Annotated in this window: 11 protein-coding genes and 1 pseudogene; 5 read left to right on the plus strand and 7 right to left on the minus strand. The window is 40.6% G+C overall.

All coding sequences use genetic code 11. The features are described from left to right. Positions 1-122 (minus strand): annotated as a pseudogene (locus tag C1A47_RS05145) (OmpA family protein); the annotation flags it as partial. Positions 123-434: 312 nt separating this feature from the next. Here C1A47_RS05145 and C1A47_RS05150 point away from each other — a divergent pair. Continuing rightward, positions 435-959 (plus strand): GspH/FimT family protein, encoded by a 525-nt coding sequence (locus C1A47_RS05150; RefSeq protein ID WP_111893114.1) that lies wholly within the window; start codon positions 435-437, stop codon positions 957-959. A gap of 81 nt (positions 960-1,040) precedes the next feature. Here the strand turns inward: C1A47_RS05150 and C1A47_RS05155 are convergent, their stop codons facing one another. From C1A47_RS05155 to C1A47_RS05175, 5 genes are all read right to left on the minus strand, one after another. Next, the gene (locus C1A47_RS05155; RefSeq protein WP_111893116.1) at positions 1,041-1,526 is read right to left on the minus strand and encodes a DUF934 domain-containing protein; all 486 of its coding nucleotides are present in this window, start codon (positions 1,524-1,526) and stop codon (positions 1,041-1,043) included. Then, positions 1,519-3,162 (minus strand): nitrite/sulfite reductase, encoded by a 1,644-nt coding sequence (locus C1A47_RS05160; protein WP_111893118.1) that lies wholly within the window; start codon positions 3,160-3,162, stop codon positions 1,519-1,521. The genes C1A47_RS05155 and C1A47_RS05160 overlap by 8 nt, the downstream gene beginning before the upstream one ends. A 174-nt stretch (positions 3,163-3,336) precedes the next feature. Further along, positions 3,337-4,725: an NAD-dependent succinate-semialdehyde dehydrogenase gene (locus tag C1A47_RS05165; RefSeq protein WP_111893120.1), complete on the minus strand. Its 1,389-nt coding sequence runs from the start codon at positions 4,723-4,725 to the stop codon at positions 3,337-3,339. 263 nt (positions 4,726-4,988) lie between these two features. Next, entirely contained in the window at positions 4,989-7,397 is a 2,409-nt protein-coding gene (locus C1A47_RS05170; RefSeq protein ID WP_111893122.1) for a glucose/quinate/shikimate family membrane-bound PQQ-dependent dehydrogenase, read from the minus strand. A gap of 184 nt (positions 7,398-7,581) precedes the next feature. Then, positions 7,582-8,829 carry a carbohydrate porin gene (locus C1A47_RS05175; protein ID WP_111893124.1) on the minus strand — a complete coding sequence of 416 codons (1,248 nt, stop codon included), beginning with the start codon at positions 8,827-8,829 and terminating at the stop codon, positions 7,582-7,584. A 485-nt stretch (positions 8,830-9,314) separates the two neighbouring features. Here C1A47_RS05175 and C1A47_RS05180 point away from each other — a divergent pair, with 485 nt between their 5' ends. Then, on the plus strand, positions 9,315-10,331 hold the full coding sequence (locus tag C1A47_RS05180) for an AraC family transcriptional regulator (protein ID WP_413772949.1): 1,017 nt from the start codon (positions 9,315-9,317) through the stop codon (positions 10,329-10,331). Positions 10,332-10,467: 136 nt separating this feature from the next. Next, the gene (locus tag C1A47_RS05185) at positions 10,468-11,328 is read left to right on the plus strand and encodes a patatin family protein (RefSeq protein WP_111893126.1); all 861 of its coding nucleotides are present in this window, start codon (positions 10,468-10,470) and stop codon (positions 11,326-11,328) included. A gap of 1 nt (position 11,329) precedes the next feature. On the opposite strand, the gene C1A47_RS05190 is transcribed toward C1A47_RS05185, so the two are convergent. Then, positions 11,330-12,544 carry a class I SAM-dependent methyltransferase gene (locus C1A47_RS05190; protein WP_111893128.1) on the minus strand — a complete coding sequence of 405 codons (1,215 nt, stop codon included), beginning with the start codon at positions 12,542-12,544 and terminating at the stop codon, positions 11,330-11,332. A 106-nt stretch (positions 12,545-12,650) separates the two neighbouring features. Here C1A47_RS05190 and trhA point away from each other — a divergent pair, with 106 nt between their 5' ends. Both trhA and C1A47_RS05200 read left to right on the plus strand, forming a co-directional pair. Next, complete coding sequence (gene trhA / locus C1A47_RS05195) at positions 12,651-13,289, plus strand: PAQR family membrane homeostasis protein TrhA (RefSeq protein WP_111893130.1); 639 nt, start codon at positions 12,651-12,653, stop codon at positions 13,287-13,289. Positions 13,290-13,414: 125 nt separating this feature from the next. Then, a complete protein-coding gene (locus C1A47_RS05200) occupies positions 13,415-14,737 on the plus strand; it encodes an MFS transporter (protein WP_111893132.1) in 1,323 nt (440 codons plus the stop codon). Positions 14,738-14,748: the final 11 nt, after the last annotated feature.

A 14,748-nucleotide genomic window follows, 5' to 3' on the forward strand; every position in this document is an offset into this window, starting at 1 on the left:
TTATGTTGAGTACTTTGGAATGTGTAACCGAGTAACAATGGTGTTACTGTTACGCCAGCATTTGCTGCAACAAATGGAGAAGCTGCAAGCAATGTAGCAACAGCAATACGACTCAATTTCATGGATATCCTCCAGAGAAAACAATTATTTTAAGCTTAGCTCAAAACTTTTATTTACTTATCAAGATTTAATCTCGATTGTTATTTAAGCCAATCTTATATTTTTGTTAGCGAAAAAATAGCCAACAATCCCAATTCAAGATCGAATTATTGACAAATTTTCTTACAATTTCCGTTGTAGTTCAGTAAAATTTCAACTAAATTCAAGAAAAATTAAGTTATACATAATTTATATATTATTAAAGCATGTATTTTTATACTTATTTATTATTTCTAAATCTTATTTCAAAAAGAATTAATACTGGAAACTAAAAGATGAAGAACATCCAAGGTGGATTTAGCCTTTTGGAGATTATTGTCACTCTTATCGTTGTCATGATCATAATATCTATCATCATTCCTTTTTATCACAATGCTCAAGCCAAGCAAGAATCCCAGCACATTCCGATTAAGCTCCGTATGCACTTACTGCATGCAAAACAAAATGCTGTTCTCTATCATAATAATGTGGTGATTTGCTCAAGTGAAGACTTCAAGACATGCGGCAATAATGCTTGGGCGACAGGTTTAATCTCTTTTTTAGATCTGAATCAAAATCGTAATCTGGACGAAAATGAGAAAATTCTTCAAATTGATACGCTACAACTTCACTATGGCACACTCAACTGGCAAGGAAGTTTAAAATCTTCTCGTATTGTTTTTCAAGGAGATACAGGTTTACCAAGAGGCTCTATGGGCAGCTTTTATTACTGTAGCAAATATGATGCTCCTCACAATAAAACCATCCTGAATATGATGGGACTCATTCGACATGAAACACCCACAAGCTGTTCAATATAAGAATATAAAAACAACTTAAAATATTTTCTTTATTCCAAATAAAAAAAGCTGGAACAAATCCAGCTTTTTTTATTTCAGCAATTAAGCGCCAGTTTGATAACCAGATTGCGGAACTGCTGTTGAAATTTGGTATGGGTGAGTAAAGTCTTTCAAACCTGCCGCAGCTTCTTGAATATCCTTACCTTCTTTAACGACAAAGCTATCGAAGCCTGAACGTTTTAAGTAATTCAAAACATCTTTAAAGATATCGCCGACTGCACGTAATTCACCTTGGTAACCTTGACGACGTAATAATGCAGCAAAAGAATAACCACGACCATCATTAAAACCAGCAAATTCAACAAAAATTGTGTCGAGCTGATCCAATGGATAGTGATGCGTTTCAGGAGAATCATCGACCGTAATATACAACGCTTTTTTGCCTTGTACTTGATTCAGTTGCTCTAGCTGCGCTGTGGTTAAAACCACATCACCTTGTGGCACTAAACCATCTTCAACAACGGCTTGATAACTGTTGTCCTGAATCGTGCCATCTTTAAATAGCACAGGTAAGGCTAAATTAAGCATATGCACGCTCCTTAAATGGTTGAATTCCCACACGGCGGTAAGTTTCAATAAACTCTTCGCCTTCTTGACGTAGGTCAAGGTAAGTATTCAGAATTTCTTCAACAATATCAGGGACAACATCGGCTGCAAATGATGGCCCTAAGATGTCACCAATTGAAGCATCATGGTCTGAGTTACCACCCAAAGTAATTTGGTAGAACTCTGCACCTTTTTTATCAACACCCAAAATCCCGATGTTACCTACGTGGTGGTGACCACACGCATTCATACAACCTGAGATATTTAAGTCTAAATGACCCAAGTTATAAACTGTATCTAAGTCTTCAAAACGGCGGGTAATCGCTTCTGAAATTGGAATCGATTTTGCATTCGCCAATGAACAGAAATCGCCACCAGGACAGCAGATAATATCGGTAATATAACCAATATGTGCGCGTGCCATGTCAGCATTTTCCAAAGCTTGCCACAATACAAACAAATCTTTTTGTGGCACGTCAGCTAAAGAAATATTTTGTTCATGTGTCGTACGCAATTCACCAAAGGTATATTGATCAGCAAGATCTGCAATAAAATGCATTTCTTCTGTAGTCATATCCCCTGGAGCAATACCAGCACGTTTCAAGTTAATGGTCACAATACGATAACCCTGCACTTTATGTGCATTGGTGTTGACGTTGAACCATTGTTTGAATTTTGGATATTGTGCAAAAATTTCAGTGAAATCTTCGTCAGGTAAATCTTGGTAGTCAAATGGTGTAAACACAGCATCCATTTTTGCCAAGAATTCAGGTTGAATTTTCAGTGGCTCACGCGTATGCGCAAACTCAGCTTCAACTTTTTCAGCAAAAACTTCAGGCGTCATTGCTTTAACCAAGATTTTGATACGTGCTTTGTATTTGTTGTCACGGCGACCATGCAAGTTATAAACACGAAGTACCGCGTCTAAATATGCAATCAAATCTTCACGTGGCAAGAATTCACGAATCACACTACCAATCACGGGTGTACGACCTAAACCACCACCAACTTTGATTTTATAGCCGATTTCGCCTGCTTCATTTTTCACGATATAGACACCAATATCATGGAATGAAGTTGCAGCACGGTCTTTTTCTTCAAGTGCAGAAACTGCAATTTTGAACTTACGTGGCAAGAATGCAAATTCAGGGTGGAATGTACTCCACTGACGAATCAATTCACAGGTTGGGCGTGGGTCAGCAATTTCCCCAGCTACAACACCCGCATATTGGTCGGTTGTGGTGTTACGAATACAGTTACCTGAAGTCTGGATGGCATGCATTTGAACGGTTGCCAACTCAGTCAAGATATCTGGTACATCAACCAGCGCAGGCCAGTTTAACTGGATATTTTGACGAGTCGATACGTGTGCATAACCACGGTCGTATTCTTTGGCAATATCTGCGATTTTGCGCAGTTGCTTCGAGTTCATCAGACCATAAGGCACGGCAATACGTAACATTGGCGCATAACGCTGTACGTATAAACCATTTTGCAGACGTAGTGGACGATATTCGTCTTCAGTCAGTTTTCCCGCAAGGTAACGTTCTGTTTGATCACGGAATTGTGCAACTCGTTCATTCACCAGTTGCTGATCGAAATCAGTGTATAAATACATGGCGTTCAGCTAGTAAGTTCATTTTAACTGCCATAGCATAAAGGGCTTTAATTCATCAACAAAATGCTTTTTTTACATATTTAATAACGGTTTTACTGATAAAGAGTTTTCAGCAATAAAAAAACTGACCTCAGACGAGATCAGCTCTTTTTACAGCGTGTATTTCAAGGCTGTTTAGAATGGTGCATCAATATCTGCAACGCCTACAAGTTTATGGTTTACAAACTCTTTAATACCTAAACCAATCAACTCACGACCATAGCCAGAGTGTGCAACACCACCAAATGGTAGATCAGCTTTCACCATAGTTGGATGGTTAATGAACACCATGCCTGTATAGATTTGTTTTGCAACTTCAACACCACGCGCATGGTCTTGGGTAAATACCGAACCACCTAAACCGAATGGTGTATCGTTGGCAATACGGATTGCATCTGCTTCATCTTTAGCACGGTACAGCTGTGTCACTGGGCCAAAAAATTCCCAATGACGCGCTTCATTGTTTTCATGCAAGTTGGTCATGAGAAGTGGCTGGAAGAATGCACCTTGCTCTGGAACTGGCGCACCAATCACTTCAACTTCAGCACCTGCCGCAATCGCTTGTTCAACTTGTTTTTTCAAATCATCCGCTGCTTTTTGTGAAGACAATGGTGCAAGTGTAGTTTCAGGATCCATCGGATCACCTGCTTTGAGTTTTGCCACACCTTGTTTATACAATTCCAAAAATTGGTCATAAATCGCATCAACCACAATCAGACGTTTAGAAGATACGCAGACCTGACCTGCGTTCCAGTGACGGCCCATCACCGCCCAATCTACAGTTTTTTGTAGGTCAGCATCTTCAAGCACCACAAAAGCATCTGCACCACCCAACTCTAAAGTGGATTTTTTCAGTGCTTTACCTGCTTCTGCCGCCACAATTGCACCAGCCGCTTCAGAACCTGTCAATGCCACACCACAAACACGGCGATCATTAAGAATGACCGCCGTATGTTCATGCGCTAAATATAAGTTTTTAAATGCACCTTGAGGTAAACCCGCTTCAAGCATCAATTCTTCAAAAACATTGGCACTTTGCGGCACATTTGACGCATGTTTTAACAGAATCGTGTTACCCGCTGACAGTTGTGGCGCAATGATTCGTGCAATTTGATAGAACGGAAAATTCCAAGGCTCTACCGCAAGCAATACACCTTGTGGTTCATGGTATAGGGTTGCTTCAACGCCTTGTGCATCAGTTGGGAGTTTTTCTGGTGCTAATAATTTTTCGGCATGCTTTGCATAATATTCTAAAATTTCAGCCGACAAGATGGTTTCAAGCTTCGCTTCAGTAAATAGCTTACCCATTTCCAGAGTTAAGTATTTTGCATATTTATCGGTTTCGTTGCGCAAAATACTGGCTGCTTTATTTAAAATCGCAGCACGTTGTTCAAAACTGGTTTCTTTCCAAGCCAAAAAGGTTGTATACGCTTGATCAATCGCGCCAAGCACTTCTTCCTTACTTGCGATTGCAAAAGTTTTTAAAGTTTCACCAGTATATGGATTGACTGTAGCATAAGCCATTTGATACGTCCTTCTGTTATGACCCAGCACTAATATTTTTTGGGAGTAAAATTAGTGCTCTTGATCTGATCTTAAGATCAAAAATTCAACAAGACTTTGAAAAATATAAACTTATATTAATTAAAGCTCATCTATTTTTTAACAAATATTCATCAACAAGCTTGCCTACCTTTTCCCTACTTTAGTTAGGGAATATTTTTCAGACAAAAAAATGCCCACCGAAGTGAGCATTTTTACAATCATGATGAATCAGTTATTCAAGATTATTTCATATCTGGCAAAGCATAAGCCACAAGATAGTCACCCATCTTGGTACCAAATGAACCATGACCACCCGCCATGATGACAAGGTACTGCTTACCATTGATTTCATAGGTCATTGGTGTTGCCTGTCCGCCTGCTGGTAGACGTGCTTCCCACAGTTTATCCCCATTACTCACATTGTAAGCACGGATATAGTTATCTTGAGTCGCTGCAACAAACATCACGTTACCCGCAGTTGAAATCGAACCACCTAAACCAGGCACACCAATTTTGAGTGCTGGCAACTGGAACAATTTCGGCAAGCTGTCACGAATCGTACCGATCCGTTTTTTCCAAACCACTTGATGGGTATTTAAGTCCACACCAGCAACATAACCCCATGAAGGCTGTTTACATGGCAAACCAAGTGGTGACAAGAAAGCTTTGATTTCCACACCATAAGGCACACCGTACATTGGTTGAATACCTTGTTCAGTCCCTGCGCCTTTGGCAGTTTCTTTACGGTTTGGATTTTCAGGAATCAGACGGCTAATAAATGGCAGACCAATCGGGTTCATGACTGCAACCTGACGATCTTGGTTGACAGACATACCACCCCATTCGAACACACCCAAGTTACCAGGGAATACCAATGTGCCATTCACTGATGGAGGCGTATAAATACCATTGTAATTCAATTTCTTGAATTCAATACGACACATCAACTGGTCAAACATGGTTGCACCCCACATGTCTTTATCTGTCAATTTCGCTTGTGGCGCCAGATCCAGATCAGAGAATGGTTGGGTTGCAGAATAATGTTCACCTTGAGTTTGTGGACCATGCTCAACCGACTGAGGTACAGCACGTTCATGAATCGGTACAATCGCTTTACCTGTACGACGATCCAAAACAAACACGTTACCTGTTTTGGTTAAAACATAAATTCCTGGAACTGTTTGACCATCTTTGGTTTTCACATCAGCCAATGATGGCTGAGATGGTACGTCCATATCCCACAAATCGTGATGTGTGGTCTGGAAGTGCCAGATCAATTTACCTGTGGTTGCATTCACCGCCAACATTGAGTTTGCATAACGCTCTTTCAACTCATTACGGTCACCACCCCAAATATCAGGCGTACCTACACCTGTTGGAATATAGACAATATCCAGTTTCGCATCATAGGCAAGAGGTGCCCATGCATTTGGTGAGTTATTGACAAAATCGGTGTTTTGACCTGGTAATGCATTTGGATCTTGTGCACCTGTATCAAATGCCCACAACAATTTACCTGTGTTGACATCGTAACCACGAATCACACCTGAAGGTTCTTTGTTTGAGTAGTTATCAGTGACAGAACCCGCAATGATGACAGTAGTTCCTGTCACAACTGGAGGTGAAGTTGGGTTATAACCGCCTGGATATGCATATGGCATATTGGCTTGAAGGTTCACTTCACCATTGTTACCAAAGTCAGTACAGCGTTGTCCGTTGTCCGCATTGATCGCAATTAAACGGCCATCGTTGACAGGCAAGAAGACTTTACGAGGACATTGGGTTGAACTTGAAGTTTTATGTTCTAAGCTTGCAGCAAACCCTTGAGTATTGTTGGCATCAAAATAAGACACACCACGACAAGTCAAATGCTGGAAGCTTGGATCAGTTTTCAATTTCGGATCAAAGCGCCATTTTTGTTTACCTGTTGCAGGATCAAGTGCAATCAAGAACTGGTGCGTTGTACACATGTACATGTTATTGCCAATTTTGATTGGCGTAACCTGATTGGTGGTTTCACCCGAGTCATTGCCCGTTTTCAAATCACCCGTACGGAATGTCCATGCCACTTTCAAATCTTTGACATTTTTGTCATTGATTTGAGTGAGTGGAGAGTAACGAACACCACCTTGCGTACGACCATAAGCAGGCCAGTCGCCTTCAGCAACACCGGTCACCGCTTGTGCTTTTGCAGGTTGCTGATTGGTAATCGTGCCGTTAATTTCTTGTGGATCATTAAAGATCGAATACGCCATCACTAAAATAGCAAGCACAAGTGTTGAACCCAGTGCGATACGGCTAGGTTTAACGGGTTGTTGAATACCACGTGTTGCCGCAGGTAACAACAATAAAATCCCGATTACACCCAAAACATCAAAACGAGGAACTAAAGCCCAGAAATCTGAACCCACTTCCCATAGTCCCCAAATAATGGTAACTAACATTAAACCTGCATAAACAAGCAGAGAAGCCGCAGAGTTGCGTAATAGTAAAATTGCAGAAACCAGTAAAACCAAGCCCGCAATCACATAGTAAATAGAAGCGCCCAAGAACGCGGCATATGCACCGCCAGCCAGAAGAATCAAACCGATTAAGGCAATCGCAATTGCCATCAAAGTTTGAAACCCTGAACGTTGTGAGGGTTGAGTCATAAACACACCTCGATATTTTTGTGAAATCAATGCCCAAGCAAAAGCACAACGCTTTTACTGTGACGAAAAAATGATCTACATGTAACAAGAACACACTGCTTTGTAAGTGGAAAGCCTAATTTTGTTCATATTTTGCACAAAATTAGGCGAATGCAGTGCCTAAGAATTTGACTAGAGTGTCAGATTAGAAAGCTGTAACAAATTTGATGCCGCCAACCCAAGCGTTGTTGCCATCTTTAAGTGCACCAACATGGCGAACATATTGGATGTTTGGTCGAACAGTCAGCCAGTTGGTTGCATGAATACCGTAATACAATTCCGCATCGTATTCATTGTTATAACCTTCTGCACTTTTATGAATGCGACCTAAACCGACTGCAATTTCATCTTGCGGACGAGCATCCATTAAGCCTTTATAGCTCACTGCAATATTTTGCATATTGGTGACTGCATTGGTTGCATCATCAAAGAATGTTGCATTTGCCCAAGCAGTTAAACCACGAGTTACATCGCCATGATGGGTCGTTAATTGTTGCTTCACAGATACCCAGCCACCTTGTTTATGTGCTGAAGTATTGGCAATATCCGCCGCTTGTGAATCTAACTTACTGGCATCCGCAGTGCTATAGAAATAGCCAACACGATACTCACCTGGTAACTGTGCAGTCGTTAACTTTGGCTGCCACACTAATTCCACAGGAATTAAAGCGCCATGTGAACCATCGGTACTTAAATTAAATCCTTTACCACGATCAAGGTTTTCAGGGTTCACTTCAAATGCCCCAACTTGTACAAACAAGCTTGGTTGCAATTGATATTTCACACGTGCAGCCCATTGACTCACTGGCCAGTTATACCATTGGTCGCCTGCCCAGTTGCCCATTTGTGAACCACAAAGTGCAAGGTTTTGGAAATCACAATCAAAACTATTGAACTCTTCAGCTTCGCCAAAACGTCCAACTTTAATATCTAATTTTTGATCAAGAAATTTACGTTTAATCCAGAAATCGGTTAAACGCCAAGTTTGTCCACGCCCCCATACTTCCTGTACTGAGCTTAATTGCCCATTCAATGCATCAGAAGTATTACTTAAATTACGGCCATGACGTTCAGTCACAGTAATTTGAGCTTCGGTATCTTGCCAACCTAAGATCTTGTTCAAATCTAAATGAGCACCTAAGCTCACTTGACCTGAATATTCAGTGCCATGGCTTGATGTATTTTTTGAATCAAGCACATTAGCCAACTCTCCTGTATAACCAAAAGAGAAGTCGTATCCTTGTTCCTTTAAAGCCGTCCGTTGACCGTTCCAGTCACCCAACATATATGGGCTATCTGCGCTAAAAGCATCAGCCGCATGCGACTGAGCAGCTAGGGAAACCATAACCGAACAAATGGATACTTGAGAGATAAAAGCAAACCTACGCAACATTGAAAAACTCTATGTTGTTGATCGAAACACGTAGGATACTATTATTTTTGTAAAAAATGTTGAATGTTTTGTTAATGAAAAACCTGTCTAAATATTTTAATTTTCATTTCACTATTAAATGATTAAAAAATCTAATTATTTTTAAAGAGCAATAAAAATCATGTGTTTATTTTTTAATAAGCCTATTTATTGATTTTAATAAAAAATAATCAACCTAAAATAAAGCACCAATATAGCGCAAAAACATTCACTTCTAAAATACCTTGTAAAATGCTCAGGTTTTATCCTTTTATCTTCAAAATAAATCCATCCATTTAAAATCTTCATATTGCAAGATTTGTTAAAAACAAAGTCATATTCCGCCATTTCAGCGCTAATTTGCAGCAATTAAAATAAATTACCCTTTACAGACAATGCAAATTGCCTTAATAATTTTTTATCTTCATTTAGGTCAATTATTTGTGAATATCAAAGCGATTGAAGGAATCAATGTCAGCCGCGACACGATTAGTATCCATTTCGTGAATGCAGCTTTGACTGGTGTGAAAAGACTGGGCATGGATGTCGAAACTCTCCTTTCACATGTCGGCATCGAAGCTGAATTACTCAAACAACCTAAAGCCCGTGTTTCACCTGAACAGTACACGCGTTTTATTCAAATGCTGTGGATGGTGACTCAAGATGAACATGCAGGTTTTTCTACAGAACCGCGTCGTTTAGGTACTTTTGCCATGATGTGCCAGCTGATTATTCATGCGAAGACCTTAGGTCAGGCACTTGAATTATCAGAACAATTTTATCGCTTATTCCGTGATGACTGGTTTATTGCGATTGAACGCGATAAACATGAAGCTCGACTAGTTCCTCTTATTCCTCGTGAACTCGACCCAGACCATTTCATGACTGAAAGCATGCTAATGATCTGGCATGGTTTGGCATCTTGGCTGATTGACCGTCGTATTTCTTTAGAACGCGTGAATTTTGAATACCCTCGCCCAGAACAGGCAGATGAATATGATGCACTGTTCTTTGCACCGCTGATGCAGTTCAATACACCACGTACCGAAATCACGTTTGCTGCTGATTATCTGGATTTGCCGATTCGTCAAGATGAAGCAAGTTTGGAAGAATTCCTGAAAAGTGCACCAGCACAACTTTTAGTGAAATTTAAAAACATCAACTCATTGACCACACGTATTCGTGATGTGCTGAAAAGCCATATTGGCGAAGAAATGCCAACGCTCAATGATGTTGCTTCCATGCTTTATCTTTCACCACAAACTTTGCGTCGTCGTTTGGCGTCTGAAGGCAAAAGCTATCAAGGTGTCAAAGATGCATTACGTCGTGATGCTGCAATCCACTTGCTTTTACAACCAAGTCTGACGCTTGAAGATGTTGCTCAGCAAGTCGGATTTAGTGAAACCAGTACTTTCCACCGCGCTTTCAAAAAATGGACAGGTGTTACACCTGGTCTATACCGCCAGCTCCACGGTTCACTGTAAAAGTTCTGTCAATCTCAGGCCAAGTTCCTGAGATTGATTTCTTCCCTCCTCGTAAGTGACTCCTCATGTCACATGACATAAAGCCATAAAATTCAAATTTACTGCATAATATAATTTTGGCTAAAAAGATAAAAATATGAATGATGCGATTCAATCGAGTGCCTTAGTGATTGAAGGCGGCGGTATGCGAGCAGCTTTTAGCACAGGTGTTGTTGATGCATTTCTAACAGAAAAATTTAATCCTTTTCAGCTCTACGTTGGCGTTTCTTCAGGCTCTACAACACTCGCAACTTACCTTGCACAGCAAAAAGGTCGTAATCTCGATATCTTCCTTGACCAAACTCTACGTCCTGAATTTATTCAGTTCAAACGCTTCTTGAAAGGCGGAGATTTGATGGATATCAAATGGATGTGGGATGTTTTAGAACAAGAAAATCCTTTAGATCTGAATGCACTCTTTCAAAATCATCCTGAATTTTATATTGTCCTCACCCATGCTCATACAGGTCAGGTGCACTACCAACGTGCGCAGCCAGAAACAATCTTAGAAAGTTTACGCGCTTCAAGTTCCATTCCCTTTCTGACGCGACAACCTGTCTGGGTACAAGAGCAGCCTTTCCTTGATGGCGGTGTTGCTGATGCGCTTCCTGTGCAGTGGGCTGCGCAACAACCACAAATTGATGCACTCATGGTAATTCGCACCCGTCCAAAGGACTACGCAAAAGAAGGCAAACGAGGTGATGCTGTACTTTCACGTTTGGTAAAACATCGGGGTTTTGCACATAGCCTCAGGCAACGGGCCGAGCGATACAATCAATCCGTTCAGTTTTTACGTGAACAGCAGCCACAGAAAATTTTAGAAATTAACCCGCCACAACACAAAGATATGGCGGATCGTATGTGCCAAGATCCAAAACGATTACGCTACAGCTATCAGGTTGGCATTGAGGCAGGTTATCGTGCGATGCAAGACTGGCAAATGCTGCTGAATGATTAGCTTAGCAGCGACAGCCTGCGCGCTCTTGGTCGACCAACTCATTTTCCAGCAAGCGTTGCAAACTATGCTGCTGAATACCATACATCTGTTTCAGTGCTTCAATCTGCGCCATGATTTTCGCATCAGGTTCTGTCACTTCTTTACGTCTTACCGCCAAAATCATCTTATTTTTACTGGTGTGCTCTAACGCAACAAACTCAAAAACTTTGGTTTCATAACCATAGGCTTCGAGCAATAATGCGCGAATGGCGTCGGTCAGCATTTCAGATTGCTGTGCCTGATGAATGCCATATTGCAACATCGGTTTTAACACTTCAGGGCTTTTGAGTTGTGGGCGTAATTCTTTATGACAACATGGTGCGCACATAATCACTGAAGCATTTAAACGAATACCACAATGAATCGCAAAATCAGTCGCAATATCACAGGCATGTAATGCAATCATCACATCTAAATGCTCAGGTTGATAACTACGGACATCTCCCTGAAAAAATTCAAGCTGATCAAAGTGATTTTTGTCAGCCACTTTCTGGCAAAACTCGACCAAGTTATCGCGCAGCTCTACCCCTGTAATTTTCGGTTGCAGTCCTTGCTTGAGCAAATAATCATACATTGCAAAGGTCAAATAACCTTTTCCAGAACCAAAATCAACTACATGCAGCGCACGATCTTGAGGGGTGATCTGCTCAATCGCATTCGAAAAAATTTCAATAAATTTATTAATTTGTTTCCATTTTCTGGCCATGCTTGGCACAAGCTGAGCTTTCTGATCGGTAATACCTAAATCTTGCAAATATGCACCATCTTGATTGATATAACGCTGTTTTTCTCGGTTATGCGTGTGTTGAGCCGCTGCAACTTGTTTATTTTGACTGCGCGTTAAAACCACTTTTTTCTTGGTTCTTTTAAGCTGCAGTTCCTCACCTTCGAGGAACAAATTGGCTTGTTTACAATTTGAAAGAAGTGATTCAACACAGGCATACGCCTCTGCAAAATCATAATTCTTGGTGACATCTTGAGTTTTATACTGATATACCGCACTCAATTTTTGCTGTTGCTGAATCTCGACAACCCGAAAACTGATTTTATCCAACTCAGCGATTTCGCCCTGATACTGACTCAATACCAAACGCTGAAACTGATGATCATTAAATGCTGTCTGTAATTGGGCAAGCCATTGTTGTTCCTGTTCAGAACGCTGAGTCAGTGTGGACATAATCACAACCTAAAGAAATTTACAAATCCATTTTAATTGTTCTTACCTTAAATGCAAAATTGAATTAATATACAAGTGTATTTTTAATTAAAGTTCAACTCTACGCATGCCTCAAATCACCAATTATGATTCCACAGAAGAACATTTCAATGTCATTACTCATGGAATCGGTGCTGTTATTGCAATTATTGCCAGTGCGTTATTGCTCTACAAAAGTTCCTTTCTGGCAGCAAGTGAATGGTTCAGTTTATGGGTTTATGCTTTCAGCCTGATTATGATGCTGGCTTGCTCAACCCTATATCACTGGGCCAAAACCGAAGCAAAACGCCACTGGTATAAAAAGCTCGATCACACTGCTATTTATTATTTAATTGCAGGGACTTACACACCTTTTTTATATTTAAATATTCCTACAGCCAAAGCACATTATTTACTGATCGCGTTATGGATAATTGCCGCGATTGGTACAGTATTTAAACTTTGTTTTGCACACCGTTTTGCCAAAGTTTCATTGGCAGCGTACTTACTGATGGGATGGTTTGCTGTGTTGATGATCAATGACATGCAGCACTATTTGAAAAAAGGCTGCCTTACTCTCTTAGTCGTTGGCGGGCTAGCCTACACTGTAGGTGCATTGTTTTATGCTTTAAAACAGGTAAGATATACGCATGTTATTTGGCATATCTTTGTACTGATTGGCGCAGGATCACATTTCTTGGCTATTTATCTGTACGCTTTTTCTTAGCACCTGTCTTTTACCCGTAGTAACCCTGCTTAAAGGTTTGGTGTATTCCGTATTTTTTAAAAAATTACGTATTTTTTTAAAGATTACGCTATTAAACACCCCTGTTTTTAAGTAAAGGTTTAATTATGGCGTCATCAACATCTACAGTAACCACAACAGAAACCCAAGCTGTACCCGTAAACTCGAAAACTCGCGTACTGTTAGCCAGTTTAGTGGGTACAACCATTGAATTTTTTGACTTTTATATCTATGCAACTGCTGCGGTCATTATTTTCCCTCACCTCTTTTTCCCAGCAGGCGATGAAAGCGTAGCCCGTATTCAGTCTTTAGCGACTTTTGCAATTGCCTTTATTGCACGCCCGATTGGTGCTGCATTATTTGGACATTTAGGCGATCGTATCGGGCGTAAAGCAACTCTCGTTGCTGCACTACTGACAATGGGTTTATCCACCATCAGTATTGGCTTGTTGCCTACCTACGCACAAATCGGATTAGTTGCACCCTTATTGCTTGCTTTGTGTCGTTTAGGTCAAGGACTCGGACTTGGTGGAGAATGGAGCGGTGCGGTTTTACTGGCGACAGAAAATGCGCCTGAAGGCAAACGTGCCTGGTATGGCATGTTTCCACAGCTTGGTGCACCCGTTGGCTTTATTCTAGCTACAGGCGCTTTTTTACTGCTCAGCGCATGTATGTCGAATGAAGATTTCATGCAATGGGGCTGGCGCATTCCATTTATTTCAAGCGCAGTCTTGGTCATTGTTGGTTTATACATTCGTCTGAAATTACATGAAACACCTGCTTTCCAAAAAGTTTTGGACAAGCAAAAGGAAGTTAATATTCCTGTAAAAGACGTTTTTACCAAACACTTTAAGACTTTATGCTTAGGCACAATCGCAGCGATTTGTACCTTTGTGGTGTTCTACCTCACAACCGTTTTTGCTCTACAGTGGGGAACAACCACTTTAGGTTATAGTCGCAATGATTTTCTTGAAATCCAGTTAATCGCCACTTTATGTTTTGCAGGTACGATTCCTTTATCTGCTGTACTTGCCGAGAAGTTTGGACGTAAAACCACTTCAATTATTGTGTGTATTATTGCTGCGATTTTTGGAATCTTCTTTGCGCCATTGCTAGCATCAGGAAGCTTGTTTGCAGTATTCATCTTTTTATGTATCGGCTTAAGCATTATGGGTTTAACCTATGGCCCAATTGGAACCGTACTTTCTGAACAGTTCCCAATTTCGGTACGTTATACAGGCTCAGCACTGACCTTCAATTTGGCAGGTATTTTAGGTGCATCGTTTGCCCCACTCATTGCAACTGAACTTGCAAAAAATTATGGTTTAGCGACAGTTGGGTACTATTTATCTACTGCTGCAATTCTGTCATTACTGGCATTTTTGTGCATTCGAGAAACGAAAGATGTAGATGTAAACGATCAAGTCTGATCATCTCTCAC

The sequence above is a fragment of the Acinetobacter sp. MB5 genome (assembly GCF_003261585.1).
Lineage (GTDB): Bacteria > Pseudomonadota > Gammaproteobacteria > Pseudomonadales > Moraxellaceae > Acinetobacter.

Coding starts and splice junctions, on each gene's coding strand:
- C1A47_RS05150 (WP_111893114.1), top strand. CDS start 435: ATGAAGAACATCCAAGGTGGATTTAGCCTTTTGGAGATTATTGTCACT.
- C1A47_RS05155 (WP_111893116.1), bottom strand. CDS start 1,526: ATGCTTAATTTAGCCTTACCTGTGCTATTTAAAGATGGCACGATTCAG.
- C1A47_RS05160 (WP_111893118.1), bottom strand. CDS start 3,162: ATGTATTTATACACTGATTTCGATCAGCAACTGGTGAATGAACGAGTT.
- C1A47_RS05165 (WP_111893120.1), bottom strand. CDS start 4,725: ATGGCTTATGCTACAGTCAATCCATATACTGGTGAAACTTTAAAAACT.
- C1A47_RS05170 (WP_111893122.1), bottom strand. CDS start 7,397: ATGACTCAACCCTCACAACGTTCAGGGTTTCAAACTTTGATGGCAATT.
- C1A47_RS05175 (WP_111893124.1), bottom strand. CDS start 8,829: ATGTTGCGTAGGTTTGCTTTTATCTCTCAAGTATCCATTTGTTCGGTT.
- C1A47_RS05185 (WP_111893126.1), top strand. CDS start 10,468: ATGAATGATGCGATTCAATCGAGTGCCTTAGTGATTGAAGGCGGCGGT.
- C1A47_RS05190 (WP_111893128.1), bottom strand. CDS start 12,544: ATGTCCACACTGACTCAGCGTTCTGAACAGGAACAACAATGGCTTGCC.
- trhA (WP_111893130.1), top strand. CDS start 12,651: ATGCCTCAAATCACCAATTATGATTCCACAGAAGAACATTTCAATGTC.
- C1A47_RS05200 (WP_111893132.1), top strand. CDS start 13,415: ATGGCGTCATCAACATCTACAGTAACCACAACAGAAACCCAAGCTGTA.